Consider the following 18933-nt stretch of genomic DNA (forward strand, 5'->3'; position numbering starts at 1 on the left):
TTTATATCCTCATCTAAATTCCCCTTATTATTCATTCCATGCGCCAGGTCAAATTGTAATACAATTTAATTTCACTTAAGGCTATTTTCATGGTGTTAAAATTAGTCACCGAAATGAATTTTTTCTCTGAAAGAAATAGCCGTGAAAGGTTAATTTTATCGCCGCTTGGGTGTTTTGTAATTACATTGTTTTAACACGAGAGTGACTTTTAAATGAACCCAGCTTTCATTTGATGGTTGTTTTCGCTCGTCTTTTAAAACCCTAAGGCAATTTTCAATAAATTGTTGCGCGCCTGTTTCTGATATTTCGAATCAACATAACTCCGCAGAGTTAAAGAGGACGGAAATGCCCCATTTATTACAGACCCCCGGTAAGCGACATTTGATTGCCACCGCAATCGGCGCCGCGTTGTTAAGCACCGCCCCACAGTATGTGCTCGCCGCTGACGGCCAGACAGGTGCACCTTCAACCGTTTCTGACAGCGCTCAGGGTGGCGGTGGCGGCACAATGGACACCACAACGGGCATCGGCGGTAACGGTGGTGCCGGGGGGGCCGGTGAGCGTGGGCAGGGCAGTAGCCAGGGGGAAAATGGCGGCGCCGGGAGCGTGGATGGCGTGGATAATTCGTTGCCACCGGGTACCGCAACCGGGGGCGTAGGCCAGCAGCCTAACGGCACGGCCACCAACGGCAGCGGTTCTGCCGGCGGCGGCGGCGGCGGTGGTTCAGCGGGTGAAGTTGTCGGCGGCAATAACCAGAGCAGCAACGGCGGCGACATCAAAGGCGGTAATGGTGGGCGCGGGGGCAACGGCGGCAGCAACGCCACCGATGTTGCCGATGCAGGTAACGGCGGCAGCGGTGGTGACGGCGGTGAAGGCGGGGCGGGTGTACTGATTACCGGGTCGGGCAGCTATAGCAACATTGGCTCCATTAGCGGGGGCGACGGGGGCACCGGCGGTAATACCGGGAGCGCAACGGCTAACAGCCAAACCACACCGGGCGAAGAATTACACGGCGGGAGCGGCGGTGCCGGTGGGGCCGGAGGCGACGGCATCATGTCGACACAGGGCGGCAATATCACCAACGACGGAACCATCACCGGCGGGCATGGTGCGACGGGCGGCCTGGCGGCAAACGCGGACACCAAAGACAACGCTGATGTTACCGGTTTTGGCGGCAAAGGCGGTGAAGCTGCAGAGGGCGGAAACGGCGTATTGCTGAGCGGCACCAGCGCCATCACTAACAACGGTAATATCCACGGCGGCGACGGCGGCGACGGCGGTAACGGCGGGGCCGTTGAGTCCGGCCAGGGAACCGGCATCGTAGGTTATGGTTCTGCGGGCGGCAACGGCGGCAGCGGCATCACCGTCAAAGGCAGCGGTAAGGTCATTAACAGCGCAGGCGGTCATATTGTGGGCGGCAACGCCGGGACAGGCGGCGGCGGTAACTCCAACAGCAGCGGGGATAATCTCACCGGTGGCGACGGCGGCGATGGCGGTAAAGGCGGCAGCGGGATCTCGCTTGAGGGCGGCGGCAGCGTCAGTAACTTCGGTGAAGTAACCGGCGGCCTCGGCAATCGCGGTGGCGGTAGCGGCAATTTAAGTACCTCGCAGGGGGGGGATTCTGGTGCGGGCGGTATTGGGATTGAAATCAACGGCGGGGGCGATGTTGTTAACGAATCCACCGGTGTAGTGACCGGCGGTAAAGGCGGCGATGATTCTGCCGGCGGCGGTGGTGTCGGTGGCGCTGGGGGTGATGCTGTCTCCATTATTGGCGCCGGGAGCGTCACTAACCAGGGCTCGTTTGTCGGCGGCAACGGCGGCGCGGGCGCCAACGGCAGCAGCCCAACGTCAGACGGCGGGACCGGGGCAAAAGGCGGTAACGGCCTGTCCATTGACGGCCAGGGTACGCTGACCAACGATACCGGCGCCAGTATCACCGGTGGGCTAGGGGGAACCGGCGGCGGCAGCGGTGGCAATGCCAGCCACGGCGGTAGCGGGGGCGAAGGCGGAAGCGGCGTCCTGATTGGTGCCGGCGGCATGGTCGTCAATAACGGTACAATTCTGGGCGGGACGGGCAATCGCGGCGGCGGCGGTGGCGGTGATGCCGGCGGTGCAGGCGGCGCGGGGATCAACATTACCTCCGGCGGCGGTAGCGTCGTAAATACCGGCACGATATCCGGGGGCAACGGTGGCGAACCGGGTACGGCGGGCGGCAATAACGGCGTAGGGGCCGTGGGCGTTGGCGGGGTGGGTATCAGCGGTAGCAATATGACCATCGTCAACAGCGGTACCCTTAGCGGCGGGATGGATTTCGATGGGCAAAATCGCTCTCAGGCCGTTTTGTTTACCGGCGGGACCAACTCGCTGGAGCTGCGCGACGGCTATAACGTGCTGGGTAACGTGCAGGCCACGGCCGGGGACGATACGCTTATCCTGGGCGGAGCGGCGGACAGCCAGTTTGATGCGGCCAGCATTGGCGATACTGCTCAATATGAAGGTTTCGAGCATTTCCATAAAACGGGTGCCAGCACCTGGGTGCTGAACAACACCACGGCTGCTACAACGCCATGGACTTTGTATGAAGGTATCTTACAGGTCGCTGAAAACGGCGCGCTGGGCTCTGCCGCCAGCCTGCTGACTTTTGACGGCGGTACGCTGCAGTTGAGCAATAGCTTTGATTTAGAACGTGCCATCACGCTGGAAAGCGCGGGCGGCACGCTGGATACCCAGGCATTTAACACGACCATCAGCCAGGGCGTAACCGGCAGCGGCAGCCTGACCAAACTGGGCAGCGGCGCGCTGACAATGACCGGCGACAGCACCTACACAGGCACCACTACGCTGGCGGAAGGGAGCCTGGATGTCACGGGAACTCTGGTCAGCGACGTGACGGCCAGGAGCCTGACCGAGCTTTCCGGGACCGGCAGCATAGGCGCAGCCACGCTGGAAACCGGCAGCAGCTTAACCGTTGGCAGCCCGCTGCAGAACAACGATGCTGCAGCCAGCTTTACCGTGAACGGCGCTCTGAATAACAGCGGCACCGTTAATCTTTCCCGGAACGCTAACATTGCCGGCAACCGTCTTAATGTTAGCGGTGATTATATCGGCGGGGCCAACAGCCAGCTGAACGTTAACACCGTGCTGGGGGACGACAGTTCGTTGACCGACAAACTGGTTATCCATGGTGGCACTTCTGGTTCAACCGTTCTGACTGTCAATAACGTTGGCGGCCAGGGGGCGCAAACCGAGCAGGGTATTGAAGTGGTGACCGTTGACGGGAACTCTGCGGCGGGCGCGTTTACCCAGTCCGGGCGTATCGTTGCCGGGGCATGGGACTACAGCCTGGTGCAGAAGGGGCAGAACTGGTACCTGACCTCTATGAGCAACCTGCCTCCGGAGCCGCCGGTTATCCCGGTTACCCCGATTACGCCAACGCAGCCAGATCCTGTACGGGTTTATCGCCCTGAGGTCGGCAGCTACCTAGTGAATCTGGCGGCGGCAAATACGCTGTTTAACCTGACGCTGGACGATCGTGAAGGGGCCACCGAATACCGTGCTCCACTGGACGAGCGCGGTCTGACCCGCAGCACTTTCTGGCTGCGTCAGGAGGGCGGACAAAACCGCTTCCATACCGGGGAAGGCCAGATCAGCTCCAGCGCTAACCGCTATGTTGCACAGATGGGGAACGAGTTCTTACACGGCACCAGCAATCAGACCGACCGCTGGGGCGCAGGCCTGATGGCCGGTTACGGTAACGTTAGCGGCAACTCACGTTCGAATCTGACCGGCTATCGCTCTGAGTCAGAGATGGACGGCTACAGCGTCGGCGCATACGGTACCTGGTATCAGAACGCCGTGTCCCGCGAAGGCGTCTATGTCGATGGCTGGGTGATGTACAACTGGTTTAACAACCGAGTAAGCAGTGACGATTTGCCGAACGAAGACTACAAGAGCCGGGGCTTCACCGCGTCGCTGGAAAGTGGCTATAACATGCTGCTTAGCGAAAGCGAGCGCCAGGCGGTTTATCTTGAACCTCAGGCGCAGCTGACCTGGATGGGCGTACACAGCCCTGATCACACCGAGGTTAACGGCACTCGCATTCAGGACAGCGGGCAGGGCAACCTGCAGTCTCGTCTGGGCGTGCGGCTGTACCTGCGTGGTCACCGCAAAGAGGACGACGGCAAAGGGCGTGAATTCAAGCCTTATGTCGAGGCTGACTGGCTGCATAACAGCAAAAACTTTGGTGTGAAAATGGGGGATACGCAGCTCAATGAAGAGGGGGCCCGCAACATCGGCCAGCTCAAGCTTGGCGTGCAGGGGCAGATTTACCATGACCTCAATATGTGGGGCGGCGTCGCGCAGCAAATTGGCGATAAAGGCTACCATGACACCTCCGCGATGATTGGTGTGAAATACGGGTTCTGATAAACCACACAACGCGGTCGCGAAGTTTGCGGCCATTCAAACGCCGCCACTGTGCGGCGTTTTTTTATTCTCAACTTACCGTGTTGCGGGCGGCGTTACGCCATGTTTTGGGCGACAGCCCGGTTTCGCGCTTAAAGGCGTTGCTAAAGGCGCTTTCGGAGGTGTAACCGAGGGACTGGGCCACCATGGCAATTTGGTCTGCCTGCTCGCGCAACGCTTTCTCCGCCAGCCGCATACGCCACTGGGTCAGATAAGCCACGGGCGTAATACCCGATACGTTACGGAAATACTCTGCAAATGTGGTGCGCGACATGGCGCAGGCTTTGGCGAGATCTTCCAGACGCCAGTTCCGAGCCGGGTTGGCGTGGATAAGCTGCAGCGCCGGGGCAAGGCGGGCATCTCCCAGTGCGCGCAGTAAACCTGCCGGAAGCGAACTGCTGGTTTGCAAATGGGCACGCAGGATCTGAATAAACAGCAGCTGTGAAAGCTGCGCGGAGGCGAGCTGCGTGCCGGGCAGGGCCGTTTCTCGTTCGGCTATCAATCGATCGAGCAGCCAGCGAAACGAAGCCGCCTGTGGCGACGCCGCCGGAATGTGAATCCACTGCGGCAGCACCTGCGCAAGCATTTGCCCGCGGTTGGGGTCCAGCAGCACGTGGCCGCCCATATACTCAAACTCCTTTCCTTCCCCCAGGGCGGCGTAGTTCCGCTCTCCGGCCTTAAAAACGCTCATGGCATCGACCGGCTTGATCTCCGGCGAGCTGGCGACAATAAACGCCCGCCTGGCATTCAGCAGGCCGACGTCGCCGGTGCAAAAATGGATCGGTTCCGGATGGCCTTCGAGCATCACCCAGCAGCTGCCTTTGACGATGGCGAAGAACTTGATTTTGTCCGGCGGGGGGAAGTGAAGCGCCCAGTCGCCGCCCGCGGTAAAGCCGCCGGTAACCAGCGACTCGGCGTCGGCAAATTTGAGGATTTCAGAAAACGGGTCGGTATGCATTGCCGTACTATCACGCAAGTATAACGGACTTTCAAGCATTCAAAATCCAGAGGTCGGGCTTTATTCTGTGCAGCAAATGAATGTATACCGCCTGCTTGCCAGGCCACAGAGGACAGAAGCATGACACAAGATAGCGTATTGGTTACCGGCGGGACCGGATTTATTGCCCAGCATTGCATTATTACGCTGCTGACAAAAGGCTATGAAGTTCGCACCACCGTGCGTTCCGCTGACCGCAAAGCAGAAGTGCTCAAAAACCTGAAAGAGGGCGGCTGTGAACCAGGCGATCGTCTCTCCTTTTTCGTTGCGGATTTAATGGCGGATGAAGGCTGGGCAGATGCTATGGCCGGGTGTAGCTATGTGATGCACGGCGCTTCCCCGACGCCTTCTGGCAACCACGCCACCGACGATGACTGGATCAAACCCGCGGTGGACGGCAACCTGCGAGTGCTCCGCGCCGCAAGCTTTGCGGGCGTTAAGCGCGTGGTGCTTACCTCTGCCTTTGGTGCCGTTGGCGTTGGGCATCCCGCAGGCCACCGTCGTCCGTTCGATGAAACGGACTGGAGTGACGTCTCCGGTAAAGTCTGGCCATATCAGAAGTCGAAAACGATGGCTGAAAAAGCGGCATGGGCGTTTATCGAAAAAGAGGGGCGCGGGCTTGAGCTGTCGGCGGTGAACCCGGTGGCGGTGATGGGGCCGGTATTAGGGCCTGATTTTTCCCACTCCACGCGGCTGGTGAAAAACATGCTGGACGGGCAAAAGGGCAACCCGAACATCAACTCTTGCTTTGTGGACGTGCGCGACGTGGCCGATTTGCACTGGCTGGCGATGACGCATCCTGCCGCCAACGGGGAGCGCTTCCTTGCCAGTTCCGGCCACAGTCTGCTGATGGTTGAGGTGGCAAAAATCCTGCGTAAACACCTCGGTGAAGCCGCCAGCAAAGTCTCCACCCTCGCGCTGCCGGACTGGATGGTGCGCCTGGCGGCGCACAAAAATCCGGGTATGAAAGGGTCGCTGACTCTGCTCGGTGTGGACATGAATGTGACCAACGCGAAAGCGGTAAACCTGCTCGGCTGGGCGCCGCGCTCCCCGGAGGAGGCTATTGTCGCCACCGCCGAAAGCTTTATTCGCCTGGGTTTACTGGAGAAATAAACCCTGGCAGCGTGTGGCCTTCAGCCGTGGCCACGCTAAGGCTATCTGAAAGCGCCTGCCTCATCAGGGCTTCTCCGCCCTGCGTCGCCAGAATATCGCCCACGCTGCCGGGCATCGGTCATTTCTGAAGATGTCTCGAGGATTTGAATCTGGTCAATTTACACACAGGTTAATCTCATGGAGAAGAGAACGCCCCACACCCGTCTGAGTGTTATTCACTCTATGGTCAGAGCAAATACTAAGGAGTCCTGATATGAAATGCCCAGTGTGCGGTGGCAATCATGCCGTTCATGAAGCCCGTGATATTCATTATGAATACAAAGGCCATTCAAAGACGTTTCCAGGCGTGACCGGGCTGCATTGCCATGATTGCGGCGAAATTGTTTTCGCCGACGGGGAAGGTGAAGAGTATTTCACCGGTATGCTGGCATTTAACCGTGAAGTGAACGCTCAGGAGGTCGACCCTGCTTTTATCGCGGCGGTGCGGAAGCGTTTAAAACTGAACCAGGCGTAGGCTGCGGAGTTTTTTGGCGGGGGCGCAAATGCCTTCAGCCGCTATGAAACCGGGTGTATTGCTCCGCCACGTCCATTAATCCTCTTATTTGAAGCCCTGGATAAACACCCTGAGCTTTTCGAAGAACTCAAAACAAGTTAAACGTCCTGCCAGTAGGGCGGTGAACCAAACTTCCCCATAAAGAAGTCGATGACGGTGCGGGTGTTGAGCGACGGAAAGCGGCCGCCGGGGTACAGCATATAGAGTGAATGATCGGTGGCGCTGTAAGACGCGGTGTAATCCGTCATCAACGGAATCAGCCGTTGAGTCCGCAGCGAGTCGCTTATCTGCCAGTCCGGGAACAGCACGATACCCGCGCCGTCTTCCGCGGCTTTCACCAGCATCTCCGCATTGCCGGAAACGATTTTAGGCTCCGGCAGGAGCTGTAGCTTCTCTTCACCCTTCGTAAAGTACCAGCGCTGCAGCCCCATCAGGCCGCGGTAGGCCAACAGCCTGTGGCCGTGCAGGTCTTCCGGCGTTTGCGGTAAGCCGTAGCGTTCGAGGTAGGCCGGGCTGGCGACCAGATAAGCACGCTGCCGGGTAATGAAGCGCCCGTGAAGCGAGCTGTCCTGCACCGGGGCAATGCGCAGCAGCAGGTCCGTACCGTCCGCCAGCGGGTCGATGTAGTTATCGGTCAGGTTTAGCTCCAGCCGCAACGCCGGGTAGCGCTCGCTGAGTTCGGCAATCCACGGGGCAATGTGGCGCAGCCCGAAGGAGACCGGGGCGTTAAAGCGAAACACGCCACCGGGCTGCTGGCGACGCTCGCCAATCTGGGTTTGCGCCTGCTCAAGCTGGCTGAGCATTTCCCGGAACGCGGCGGCGTAGATATTCCCCGCATCGGTGGCGGCCACCGCTCGTGTATTGCGGTAAAGCAACTGGGTCTCCAGAGACTGCTCGAGCTGAATCACGGTGCGCGAAACGGAAGAGGGGGACAGATTTTCCTGGCGGGCCACTTCGGAAAAACTGCCTTCGCTGATGACCGCCAGGAAGAGGCGTATCGAGCGGGCGTTTATCTGGCTAAGATCTTTCATTTGTGCAGTTTCCGCAAAAGTCTTTAAGGGATTATACGGTTTTTCGCTATGCCCGGCAGCGCTAACATCCTCGGCAGCAAATCTTTCCGGCACATTGCCGGGTTATAAACAGAGAGGATGGTATGAGCAATCAGGTTCTGGCTTTTGACGAGGCCGTGCGCCAGCGTTTTTCATCGCGAGCGTTTCTGTCTACGCCGCTGACCAACGAGCAGATTCAGGCCGTTTTGCAGGATGCGCAATATTCCCCGTCCAACTGCAATACGCAGCCGTGGAACGTGCATATTGTCTCCGGCGCAACCAAAGACGCGCTGCAAAAGATGATGATTGAGAACGACATTGCGGGCAACGTAACGCCGGACTTCAGCTTCAGCTATGACGACTTCCACGGCGACTACTACGAGCGCAGCCAGCGCCAGGCGAAGGTTTATTATGATGCGTTAGGCATTGCCCGCGATGATAAAGAGAAACGCCGCGAAGCCTACCTGCGTAACTTCAACTTCTTCGGGGCGCCACACGTGGCCTTCCTGTTTATGCCGTCGTTTGGCGACAACGTGCGCGTGGCGTCAGATATCGGTATGTACGGCCAGAGCTTCCTGCTGTCTCTTGCGGCACGCGGTTTTGCCGGTATTCCGCAAACGCTGCTGGGCTTCCATGCTGACGCGACGCGTAAAATTCTGGGCGTGTCGGATGACTATCGCCTGCTGTTCGGCATCTCTTTTGGTTATGCCGACCCGGATGCACCTTCCGCTGGCGTACGCATGTGGCGTCAGAGCGTGGACGAAAGCGTAACGCTGCATAACTAGCGGGCATAAAAAAAGCCGCTTTCGCGGCTTTTTCTTCAGAGAAGGCGAATTATTCGCTGACTTTTTTCTTCAGGTCAGAAGCGCCTTCTTTGGTTTTATTCCACCCTTTTTCAGCGCCTTCTTTGGTTGCGTCCCAACCTTTCTCGGTGCCTTCTTTGGTTTTATGCCATGCCTTCTGGGAGCCTTCGCTTATCTTGCTGCCCGTGCTGTCGCTCTTCCCTTCGACGGCATGTTTAGACTTGAGCTTCAGCTCTTCGCCTTTGTTCTCTGCCTGGTGCAGTTTCTCTTTGGCGGTGTTAGCGCCTTCGTGCGCCGCGGCGACGGTGTCATCTGTTGCGTGTGTGGTGGTCGCGGCAAAAACAGGAGCAGCCAGCAGAATTGCAGATAAAGCGATGATCGTTTTTTTCATAATATCCTCAACAAACGTTATCAGTCCTTATGACCGTGAATAAGCCTGGCACAGCGAAGCGGAAGTTGCCTTAGGTAATAATCCTAAATGAATCAGGACATTCACGGCTGGTGGATATATTTCTCTGAATAATCCACCAGGTTATGTGCCTATGGGTGGCGGATGAAACGCCCTATCCGCTGTCTGAGCAGGCGATTCTCCTGGCGCAGGCGTTCGTTCTCCTCGAGCAGCGTGAGCGCCACGGCGATGCCCGGCCAGTCCAGCGCTAATTCTCGTCTTAACCGCAGTGCTCGCTGCGCGACGTTGATCGCGTGGTCGTCAAACTGCCACGGTTTGACCTCAAAATCGTAAGGTTCGACGACGCCAAGCCCGACGATTTCATTGAGTTCCTCTGCCTGAATGCCGGTGTGCAGGCAGAACTCGGTGATGGTAAAAGTGACGGTGACGTTAGCCATTATTTTTTCCCCCAATCTTTGCGCGGATTGAACGCCGACTGGGCGTCTGCGAGCTGCTGCCAGAGCGCCGCAGCGTTTTCGTCTGGCTTAGGCGGCATCACGATTTTAATTACCGCGAACAGGTCGCCGGTATGCTGTTTACTGACCAGCCCTTTGCCCTTGATGCGCAGCTTCTGCCCGGCCTGGCTGCCCGCTGGAATGGTCATCAAAATGCTGTCTTTGAGCGTTGTAACCTCGACTTTGGCGCCCAGCGCGGCTTCCCACGGCGCCAGCGGCACCACGACTTCCAGATTGTGGCCGACAATGTCGAACAGCGGGTGCGGCGCGATGTGCATCACCAGCCACAGGTCACCGTTTGGCCCACCGTTTTCACCCGGCGTGCCCTGGCCTTTGAGCCGGATGCGCTGCCCGTCGCCGACGCCCGCCGGAATTTTCACGTTCAACGTTTTCGGGATTTCCCGCTCGACGATGCCAAAGACGTTGTAGACCGGCAGCTTGTAGCTGATGGTGCGGCTGTGTTCGGCCAACGTTTCTTCGAGGAAGACCGCCACTTCGATCTCTACATCGTGGCCGCGTGCAGCGTGCGGCTGGCGAGACTGCCTGGCCTGCTGGCCGAACATAGAAGAGAAGATATCTTCGAAGTCATGGGCGTTGTAGCTCTGCTCGCCGCCCTGGTGGAACTGCTGATTAAACTGCGGGTCGTTGCGGTGCTGCCACATCTGGTCGTATTCGGCGCGGCGCTGCTCGTCGCTCAGCACTTCCCAGGCTTCAGCCACTTCCTTAAAGCGGGCTTCTGCGTCGGGCTCTTTGCTGACGTCGGGGTGATATTTGCGCGCCAGGCGGCGGTAAGCGGTTTTGATGGTTTTGAGTTCGTCCGTCGGTTTCACGCCCATGATGGCGTAATAATCCTTTAATTCCATATCGTTATCTCGCATAAATCGGTGCATGCAGAACAGAACGTGCGGAAAGTGTCGCCAATAAGTATAGGCCCGTTGGGGGAAGGTGGGGCCGTTATAACGGGATTTTTAGGTGCGACGATCTGGCAGGATTTGAGGACGGTCGAGATTAGTTGTTGAAAATTTGCGCCAATGAGCATATCGTCATTGTACGGAATATTTCCGTACATATTTAAGTGGCTAGCCTTAAGTTGTTCATTGATTTTATCGTACTGCTGACACCTGCGGCAGTGCGGGAGTAAATACAGGATGCCAGCTTTAAAAAAACAGCGTATCGATCTTAGATTAAGCGACGACGACAAAAGCATGATCGAAGAGGCTGCGGCAATGTCCAACCAGACGATCACTCAGTTTATGATTGCCTGTGCGTCTGCGCGCGCTGCGGAAGTGATCGAGCAACATCGCCGCCTGGTCCTGAATGAAGCATCATGGAACCTTGTGATGGATGCTATCAGCAACCCGCCTGAACCGGATGACAGGCTCAAACGTGCAACAAGGCGTCTGAAAGACATGGAGTAAGCCGTGGCAGACCTGATGATTGAATTATTTTCAGAACAAACTGCGTATGATTTTCGCGGCTTCGACTGCGGTGAAGCTTCTCTGAATGCGTTTCTCTCCGAGCACTTTGTCCGGCAGCATAATGGCCGCTTTTTACGCGGCTATCTTCTTGTGACAAAGGACGCCAATCCCAAAGTGCTGGGTTACTACACTTTGTCCGGCAGCTGCTTTGAAAAAGAGGCGCTGCCGTCAAACACCCAGAAGCGAAAAATCCCTTATGCCAATGTCCCCAGCGTGACGCTGGGGCGGCTGGCGATTCACAAAGATCTGCAGGGCCAGGAATGGGGTTCGACGCTAGTGGCGCATGCGATGAAGGTGGTTTATTTAGCTTCGCAGGCGGTGGGCGTTCATGGGATTTTTGTCGATGCCATTAACGACAATGCGAAGCGCTTTTATCAAAAATTAGGGTTTATTCCGCTGGTGGGAAAAAACAACAATTCGCTTTTTTATCCTACCCGCTCGATTGAGAAATTATTTGAGCAAGAATAAGCGATCTATTTGATCTTCTGTGACATGACTTATTATTCAGTATGGCAAATACTTGAATTAATTAACCGACCTGACAGAATTTGTTTTTTTGAATAGTTTAGTTCCGTAACTTATTAAAATTGAGCTTTCGGTTATTTTGAGCTGGCTCCCAGCTAAAGCTCAGATTGCTTCAAAAAAAACGCTACATTTGTTATATTGTTGCTCATTGATTATTCACCTAGCGGTGCCAAAAAGAACAAGATTCACCGCGACCCAGGAAAATGAAATGTTAGATTACCGCTTCCCGACAGCTTTGCAGATGGTTCTCAGCGTAGCGATGGCGGAGCAAATGGGTGAACGCTCGACCAGCGCCATCCTGGCCTATGGTCTGGAAGCTAACCCGAGCTTTATCCGTAAACTGATGGTTCCCCTCACGCGCGACGGCATTATTGTCTCGACGCTGGGGCGCAACGGTTCCATTCATCTTGGCCGCCCGGCCGAAGAGATAACCCTGCGAGATATTTACCTGTCGGTGATTGAAGACAAAAAGATTTGGGCGTCCCGCCCGGACGTGCCTGCCCGCTGCGTGGTCAGCGCCAACGCCTGCTGGTACTTCAAAACGATTGCAGAAGAAGCCGAAGAGGCGTCTCTGGCGGTGCTGGCTCGTCATACCGTGGCAAGCGCGCTGGAGAAAGTGAAAAAGAGCGATACCAGCGGCTGCCAGCCGGTGCCCGAGCTTGAGGCGCTGTACAAAAAAGGCCACTAAGCCCCACAATCACCTCTCCGCAGAAATAAAAAAACCGCCTCTTTAAAAGGCGGTTTTTTGTTGGGCTAATCGGGCGGCTTTTACACCGCCCTTATTATCTGGCTCACGCCTCGATAGTTTTGGCCTGGGATTTGCCGCGCGTAACGAGCTTACGCAGCGTGACGTAAAACACCGGCGTCAGGAACAGACCAAACAGCGTCACTCCCAACATGCCCGAGAACACCGTCACCCCGGTCACGCCGCGTACTTCCGCCCCTGCGCCGTGGCCCAGAATCAGCGGAATAGTCCCGGCGATAAAGGCGATGGAAGTCATCACGATAGGGCGCAGACGCAGGCGGCACGCTTCCAGCGCAGACTCCATAATGCCTTTGCCCTGCATCTCCAGCTCGCGGGCGAACTCGACGATCAGGATGGCGTTCTTACAGGCCAGGCCCATCAGTACCACCAGCCCGACCTGCACGAACACGTTGTTGTCGCCCCCGGTCAGCCAGACGCCGAACAGCGCCGACAGCATGGTCATCGGCACAATCAGGATCACCGCCAGCGGCAGCGTCCAGCTTTCATACAGCGCGGCGAGCACCAGGAACGCCAGCAGCACCGCCACCGGGAAGACGATCATCGCCGTGTTGCCCTGGGTTGCCTGCTGGTAGCTCAGATCCGTCCATTCGATGTTCATCCCGTTCGGCAGCACCTGGCCGGACATCGCGGCCAGTTTTGTCATCGCCTGAGCGGAAGAGAGCACGCGTGGGTCCGCATCCCCGATGAGATCCGCCGCCGGATAGCCGTTGTAGCGGATCACCGGGTCCGGCCCGTAGGTGGTGGTGATTTTTACCATACTGCCGATCGGCACCATTTCGCCCTGATTGTTGCGGGTACGCAGGTTCCCGATGTCTTCGATGCTGTCGCGGAACTGCCCGTCGGCCTGGGCCATCACGCGCCAGGTACGGCCAAACTCGTTAAAGTCGTTCACGTAGGACGAGCCTAAATAGGTTTGCAGCGTGCCGAACAGGTCGGTCAGCGACACGCCCTGGGCTTTGGCTTTGTCGCGATCTACCTGCACATCAAGTTGCGGCACGTTCGCCTGGTAGGTGGAGATCGGGAAGTGCATCCCCGGCGTCTGCATGATCGCGCCTGACATGGTGTTCACCGCGGTTTGCAGCGCGCCATAGCCTAAGCCCGCCCGGTCCTGGATATACAGCGAGTAGCCGGAACCCTGGCCCAGCCCCAGAATTGGCGGCGGCAGAATAGAGAAGCCGAAGCCTTCCTGGATTTGCGAGATTTTGGCGTTGATCTCGGCGTTAATTTGCGCGGCGGTATGTTTCCGCTCGCCGAACGGCTTCAGGCCGAAGAACACCGTGCCGGTATTCGGCGTGTTGGTGAACTGCAGCGCGTTGAGGCCTGGGAACGCCACCGCGTAATCCACGCCCTCGGTATTCATGCCGATTTCGCTCATCTTACGGATCACCGCGTCGGTGCGTTCCAGCGAGGAGCCTTCCGGCATCTTCACGCCGCCGATCAGGTAGAGCTTATCCTGGGTAGGAATAAACCCGCCCGGTACGGTTTTGAACATCACCCCGGCGGCGCAAAGCAGCAGCACGTACACCGCGAACACCGCGCCACGGCGACCAAGCGTTTTGCCAACCAGCCCCTGGTAACCTTCCGAACTGCGGTGGAAGAAGCGGTTGAACGGCCGGAACAGCCAGCCGAACAGGCGGTCGATCAGCCGGGTTGGCATGTCCTTCGGCGCGCCGTGCGGCTTCAGCAGCAGGGCCGCCAGCGCAGGGGAGAGCGTCAGGGAGTTAATCGCCGAGATCACCGTCGAAATGGCGATGGTCACCGCGAACTGCTTGTAGAACTGCCCGGTCACGCCGGAGAGGAACGCCATCGGCACGAACACCGCGCACAGCACCAGGGCGATGGCGATAATTGGGCCGGACACCTCGCGCATGGCCTGATGCGCCGCCTGCAGCGGGGCAAGCCCTTCCTCAATGTTACGCTCGACGTTCTCCACCACCACGATGGCGTCGTCCACCACGATGCCGATGGCGAGCACCAGCCCGAACAAACTCAGCGTGTTCAGCGAGAAGCCAAGCAGGTAAAGAATGCTGAACGTCCCCACCACCGAAACCGGGACGGCAATCAGCGGGATAATCGACGCGCGCCAGGTTTGCAGGAACAAAATAACGACCATTACAACCAGCACCACGGCTTCCAGCAGGGTTTGCACCACCGCCCGGATGGAGTCGCGCACGAAGACCGTTGGGTCGTAAGGTGCCGCCCACTTCATGTCTTCCGGGAAGCGCGTGGACAGCTCGGCCATCTTGGCGCGCACGGCGTTAGACAGGTCGATGGCGTTGGCGCCAGGCGCCTGGAAGATACCGATCCCGACCGCATCTTTGTTGTTCAGCTGGGAGCGCAGGGCGTAGCTGCCGGAACCCAGCTCGATACGCGCCACGTCGCGCAGGCGAACCAGCGAGCCGTCCGGCGAGGTTTTCAGGATGATGTTGCCGAACTCTTCTTCGCTGTGCAGGCGGCCCTGGGCGTTAATCGAGATCAGGAAATCACTCGCTTTCGGCAGCGGCTCTGCGCCGAGCTGACCGGCAGAGACCTGGACGTTCTGCTCCTGCATTGCGGTGACCACGTCAGAGGCCGTCAGGCCACGCGCCGCCACTTTGTTCGGATCTAACCACACGCGCATGGCGTATTCGCCGGAGCCGAAAATCTGGATCTGCCCGACGCCCGGCAGGCGCGCCAGCTCGTCTTTTACCTTCAGCGTGGCGTAGTTACGCATATACAGCGAGTCGTACTTGCCGTTCGGCGAGAACAGATGCACCACCAGGGTGAGCGTCGGCGACTGTTTCTGCGTGGTGATGCCGAGGCGGCGAACGTCTTCCGGCAGGCGAGCTTCGGCCTGGGAAACGCGGTTCTGAACCTGAACCTGCGCTTGATCCGGGTCGGTGCCCGGGCGGAAGGTCACGGTCGTCACCAGCACGCCGTCGGAACCGGCGACCGATTTCATGTACATCATGTTTTCGACGCCGTTGATCGCTTCTTCCAGCGGCGTCGCCACGGTTTCAGCGATCACTTTCGGGTTGGCGCCAGGGTATTCCGCCCGGACCTGCACGCTTGGCGGCACGACGTCCGGGTATTCACTGATCGGCAGCAGCGGGATCGCGATAAGCCCCGTAATAAAAATCAGAATCGACAGCACTGCGGCAAAAATCGGCCTGTCGATAAAAAAGCGGGAAAAGTCCATGCGTCGGATTCTCTGGTAAGGGATCAGTTAACGGCAGCGCTGGTGGCGGCCATGTCGACAGGTTTGGCGTTCACCGGCATGCCCGGCATAAACACTTTTTGCAGCCCGTCGACGATGACTTTATCGCCAGGGTTCAGCCCCTGCTGCACGATGCGCAGCCCGGAAGCCAGGCGGCCCGGCGTGATGTCGCGGCGCTGTGCCTTGCCGTCTTTATCCACGATGTAAACGTATTTTCTGTCCTGGTCGGTCAGTACCGCTTTGTCGTTGATCAGCAGGGCCTGGAACTCCGCGCTGCCCGGCAGGCGAACGCGGGCGAACAGCCCCGGCGTGAACTGACGCTGGGCGTTATCCAGCAGGGCGCGCATGCGGATGGTGCCGGTGCTGGCGGTGAGCTGGTTATCGAGGAAGTCCACTTTGCCCTGGTGCGGGTAGCCTTCTTCCCCGGACAGGCCAATTTCTACCGGCAGCGCCTGATGGTTGCTGGCCGCGCCCTGGCCGCTGCGGGCGAGGTTCTGGTAGTGGAGATAGGTGGATTCATCCACGTCGAAGTAGGCGTAAACCGTCTTCTGAGACACCACGGTAGTGAGCACGCTGGCGCTGTCGCCCGCCGTGACCAGGTTGCCGCTGGTGATCAACGCGCGGCTGGCGCGGCCGTCGATCGGGGCGGTGACTTTGGTGAAGTCGAGGTTAAGCTGGGCCGCGTCAACCGCCGCCTGGGCCGCACGAATATCGGCGTCGGCCTGGGTGGCTGCAGAGCGGCGCTGTTCCCACTCTTCGCGGGAAATCACGTTGGTGCCGATCAGCTTATCGGTGCGGCTGGCTTCGCTGCGGGCGAGGCTGGCCTGGGTTTTAGCTCTCATCAACGCCGCCTGCGCCTGTTCCAGCGCGGCACGGTAGGTTCTGTCGTCGATGGTGAACAGCACTTCGCCTTTCTTCACTTCCTGGCCGTCGGTGTAGTTCACTTTGTCGATATAGCCGGAGACGCGGGGGCGGAGCTGAACGCTTTCCACCGCCTCGATGCGGCCGTTGAAGCTGTCCCACTGGCTGACGGGTTTCACCACCACGTCGGCGACGCTGACGGCAGGTGCCTGCGGCACGGCGTTTTGTGCGACTCCCCGGTCGCATCCGGCGAGAAGCGCGGCAAGCAGTACCGGCCCCAACACGCGCAGATGAAGGCTAACCCAATGTTTTTGCAGGCTCATTATTCTTATTCCGATAGTTGAAGTCGGCCGGGCAAGACGCAGCGGAGGGTGCCGCGCCACTTCCTTTGTCCGGGCTGACCTGAGGCCATTTGTGTCGCTCATCGGCACAAAATGTGTATCAATTACGAATACAGTATCGCGGCGATTGTAGGAAGGCGTAGAACTAAGTGCAAGAATAATTGTTGCACTTTATGTGCTATTTGTGCCCTTGCAAAAAGGCCCATTTGTAACGGGGATTTAATGTAACAATAAAACTTGCAATTTTTGTCAAAGCAGGTCAACTTTAAATGCAACTGATAAAGATGCTTTTAACAAACCCGCAGGGGAGAGACACGATGAGCACCGATGCCTTCATGCATGATTTACTCAACTGGATAGATAATCACCTGGACAGCCGCCTCGACATCAACACCGTTTCCGAGCGGGCAGGGTACTCGAAGTGGCACCTGCAGCGGATCTTCAAGCAGCACACCGGCTACAACCTGGGGGAGTACATTCGCGCGCAGAAGCTGAAGAAATCTGCCGAGCGCCTGAGCCACACCGAAGAGCCGATCCTGAACGTGGCGATCTCCCTGGGCTTTGACTCGCAGCAGTCTTTCAACCGCAGCTTTAAGCGCCAGTACGGTATTGCGCCGGGCGTGTGGCGCAGGCAGCTGGCGCACGACGGGAACCGCTATGGAGCCTGAGGCTTTCTCCGCGCGGGCAACCCGCTTTATGCTTTGGCTTATACCCGACGATAAACCCCGGCGATGAAACCGGGGTGGGCGTCATCCGCTAGACTCCGCGCGGCTTCGGCGCGATAACGTCCTCGATAAACGCTTTGACCTGCTTCTGCCTGCGGGTGGAAAGCTTACACACCTTGCGCAGCGTCTGCATGATCTCCGGCTCTTCCACCGGCGGCTGCGGTTCTTTGGCCGTTAATATCAGGCAGCCAGGCAGAACCCGCACCTCCACGCTCGTGCCCGTATCAAAACCCGCTTCCGCAAGCCAGAACCCATTTAACGTTATGGCGGGTGAGGGCTGGAGTTTTTTCGAATCTCGAATGTAGCCCACAGTATAAGTCCTTGTTGTTGTGGGGATGTGCTTCTCTGGCTTACTATGCTCGTCAGTCATGATCAACTCCTGTTTAGTTGGTTGTGATTAGCGGTTAGGGCGGGTTGCCGCCTGCCTTAATCGCGCTTCTTTTACTTCTTTTCTTTATTGCTTCTTACAGCTGTTGATAGCTGCTTACTACATGCGGGTATTATACCTTGCGGGCTGGTTTTGCTGGCAAAAGGGTCGGATAAATGGAATGCGCCTCCCCAAAAATGGTAGGGGGAAAATATCTTTTATTCGCTTACTATTTCTTCTCTTCGGCTCTTGTTAATCATTGATAAAAACAGGTGCATTCTTGGTTAATTTGTTGCTAACAGATCTGAACATTTACCCCGCTTGCCCCGACGATGCGCAGATGCTGGCTGATATACGCGTTGAATCAATGCGGCCCAGTCTGGAAGCGCTGAACAGGTTTGATCCCGTCAGAGCGCGAGAGCGTTTTCTTTCGACGTTTGAGGAAAGTGATACCTTCATCCTTTCCCTGGATGGCGAAGTCGCTGGTTTCTATGTGCTCAGAACCTACCCTGAATATTTCTATCTGGATCACTTCTATATTAAAAACCAATTTCAGGGGAGAGGAATCGGAAGCATTGTGATGGAAGGCCTGAAGACACAAGCCAGCACTTTGAAGAAACCTATCCGGTTGATCGCCCTAAAAGAAAGCCCGGCCAATGCATTTTATCTCTCTCAGGGTTTTGTTTTTGAGCGTGAGGAGGGGGTTGATAGGCATTATTTTTGGGAGTTGGACGGTCTCTAGAAGTAGATGGTTTGTGTTTTAGGGAGTGTTTAACATATGTCTACAGGTAT

Annotated in this window: 17 protein-coding genes and 1 pseudogene; 9 read left to right on the forward strand and 9 right to left on the reverse strand. The window is 57.5% G+C overall.

The window, feature by feature from the left end; translation table 11 throughout:
* Window positions 1-345: 345 nt before the first annotated feature.
* Complete coding sequence (locus JT31_RS24195) at window positions 346-4425, forward strand: autotransporter outer membrane beta-barrel domain-containing protein (RefSeq protein ID WP_144244056.1); 4080 nt, start codon at window positions 346-348, stop codon at window positions 4423-4425.
* Window positions 4426-4495: 70 nt separating this feature from the next.
* Here JT31_RS24195 and JT31_RS16715 read toward each other — a convergent pair whose 3' ends face one another.
* Window positions 4496-5461 (reverse strand): AraC family transcriptional regulator, encoded by a 966-nt coding sequence (locus JT31_RS16715; protein ID WP_038479614.1) that lies wholly within the window; start codon window positions 5459-5461, stop codon window positions 4496-4498.
* Between the two features lie 81 nt (window positions 5462-5542).
* On the opposite strand from JT31_RS16715, the gene JT31_RS16720 reads away from it, so the two are divergent.
* A complete protein-coding gene (locus JT31_RS16720; RefSeq protein WP_038479616.1) occupies window positions 5543-6574 on the forward strand; it encodes an SDR family oxidoreductase in 1032 nt (343 codons plus the stop codon).
* Here JT31_RS16720 and JT31_RS23890 read toward each other — a convergent pair.
* Window positions 6546-6689, reverse strand: a complete 144-nt coding sequence (locus JT31_RS23890; RefSeq protein WP_158399825.1) for a hypothetical protein — start codon at window positions 6687-6689, stop codon at window positions 6546-6548. The two genes, JT31_RS16720 and JT31_RS23890, sit on opposite strands and share 29 nt — an antisense overlap.
* A 138-nt stretch (window positions 6690-6827) precedes the next feature.
* On the opposite strand from JT31_RS23890, the pseudogene JT31_RS16725 reads away from it, so the two are divergent.
* Window positions 6828-7229: pseudogene (locus JT31_RS16725) on the forward strand (type II TA system antitoxin MqsA family protein).
* On the opposite strand, the gene JT31_RS16730 reads toward JT31_RS16725, so the two are convergent.
* A complete protein-coding gene (locus tag JT31_RS16730) occupies window positions 7226-8158 on the reverse strand; it encodes a LysR family transcriptional regulator (RefSeq protein WP_038479619.1) in 933 nt (310 codons plus the stop codon). The pseudogene JT31_RS16725 and the gene JT31_RS16730 sit on opposite strands and share 4 nt — an antisense overlap.
* 122 nt (window positions 8159-8280) lie before the next feature.
* Between JT31_RS16730 and JT31_RS16735 the strand changes: the two genes are divergently transcribed.
* Window positions 8281-8961 carry a nitroreductase gene (locus JT31_RS16735; RefSeq protein ID WP_038479622.1) on the forward strand — a complete coding sequence of 227 codons (681 nt, stop codon included), beginning with the start codon at window positions 8281-8283 and terminating at the stop codon, window positions 8959-8961.
* A 49-nt stretch (window positions 8962-9010) separates the two neighbouring features.
* Here the strand turns inward: JT31_RS16735 and JT31_RS16740 are convergent, their stop codons facing one another.
* The 3 genes from JT31_RS16740 to cbpA form a co-directional block, all read right to left on the reverse strand.
* Entirely contained in the window at window positions 9011-9370 is a 360-nt protein-coding gene (locus JT31_RS16740) for a hypothetical protein (protein WP_038479625.1), read from the reverse strand.
* A 149-nt stretch (window positions 9371-9519) separates the two neighbouring features.
* Window positions 9520-9825, reverse strand: coding sequence for a chaperone modulator CbpM (cbpM, locus tag JT31_RS16745; RefSeq protein ID WP_038479628.1), 306 nt, complete (start codon window positions 9823-9825; stop codon window positions 9520-9522).
* Window positions 9825-10745, reverse strand: a complete 921-nt coding sequence (gene cbpA, locus JT31_RS16750) for a curved DNA-binding protein (RefSeq protein WP_038483241.1) — start codon at window positions 10743-10745, stop codon at window positions 9825-9827. The genes cbpM and cbpA overlap by 1 nt, the downstream gene beginning before the upstream one ends.
* Before the next feature lie 285 nt (window positions 10746-11030).
* On the opposite strand from cbpA, the gene JT31_RS16755 reads away from it, so the two are divergent.
* The 3 genes from JT31_RS16755 to JT31_RS16765 all read left to right on the forward strand — a co-directional run bounded on the left by JT31_RS16755 (window position 11031) and on the right by JT31_RS16765 (window position 12573).
* Window positions 11031-11300 carry a DUF1778 domain-containing protein gene (locus tag JT31_RS16755; protein ID WP_038479630.1) on the forward strand — a complete coding sequence of 90 codons (270 nt, stop codon included), beginning with the start codon at window positions 11031-11033 and terminating at the stop codon, window positions 11298-11300.
* A 3-nt stretch (window positions 11301-11303) separates the two neighbouring features.
* Complete coding sequence (locus JT31_RS16760; RefSeq protein ID WP_038479633.1) at window positions 11304-11828, forward strand: GNAT family N-acetyltransferase; 525 nt, start codon at window positions 11304-11306, stop codon at window positions 11826-11828.
* A gap of 265 nt (window positions 11829-12093) precedes the next feature.
* Window positions 12094-12573 carry an RrF2 family transcriptional regulator gene (locus JT31_RS16765; protein WP_008458195.1) on the forward strand — a complete coding sequence of 160 codons (480 nt, stop codon included), beginning with the start codon at window positions 12094-12096 and terminating at the stop codon, window positions 12571-12573.
* A gap of 103 nt (window positions 12574-12676) precedes the next feature.
* Here the strand turns inward: JT31_RS16765 and oqxB are convergent, their stop codons facing one another.
* Together oqxB and JT31_RS16775 are read right to left on the reverse strand one after the other, a co-directional pair.
* Window positions 12677-15829 carry a multidrug efflux RND transporter permease subunit OqxB gene (gene oqxB / locus JT31_RS16770; protein WP_038479636.1) on the reverse strand — a complete coding sequence of 1051 codons (3153 nt, stop codon included), beginning with the start codon at window positions 15827-15829 and terminating at the stop codon, window positions 12677-12679.
* Between the two features lie 23 nt (window positions 15830-15852).
* The gene (locus JT31_RS16775) at window positions 15853-17031 is read right to left on the reverse strand and encodes an efflux RND transporter periplasmic adaptor subunit (RefSeq protein WP_038479639.1); all 1179 of its coding nucleotides are present in this window, start codon (window positions 17029-17031) and stop codon (window positions 15853-15855) included.
* A gap of 335 nt (window positions 17032-17366) precedes the next feature.
* Between JT31_RS16775 and JT31_RS16780 the strand changes: the two genes are divergently transcribed.
* Complete coding sequence (locus JT31_RS16780) at window positions 17367-17717, forward strand: helix-turn-helix domain-containing protein (RefSeq protein ID WP_038479642.1); 351 nt, start codon at window positions 17367-17369, stop codon at window positions 17715-17717.
* Between the two features lie 88 nt (window positions 17718-17805).
* Here JT31_RS16780 and symE read toward each other — a convergent pair whose 3' ends face one another.
* Window positions 17806-18144, reverse strand: a complete 339-nt coding sequence (gene symE, locus JT31_RS16785; protein WP_052049014.1) for an endoribonuclease SymE — start codon at window positions 18142-18144, stop codon at window positions 17806-17808.
* Window positions 18145-18421: 277 nt separating this feature from the next.
* Between symE and JT31_RS16790 the strand changes: the two genes are divergently transcribed.
* Entirely contained in the window at window positions 18422-18883 is a 462-nt protein-coding gene (locus JT31_RS16790; RefSeq protein ID WP_235212881.1) for a GNAT family N-acetyltransferase, read from the forward strand.
* Window positions 18884-18933 lie beyond the last annotated feature (50 nt).

Source organism: Cedecea neteri, from assembly GCF_000757825.1.
Lineage (GTDB): Bacteria > Pseudomonadota > Gammaproteobacteria > Enterobacterales > Enterobacteriaceae > Cedecea > Cedecea selenatireducens.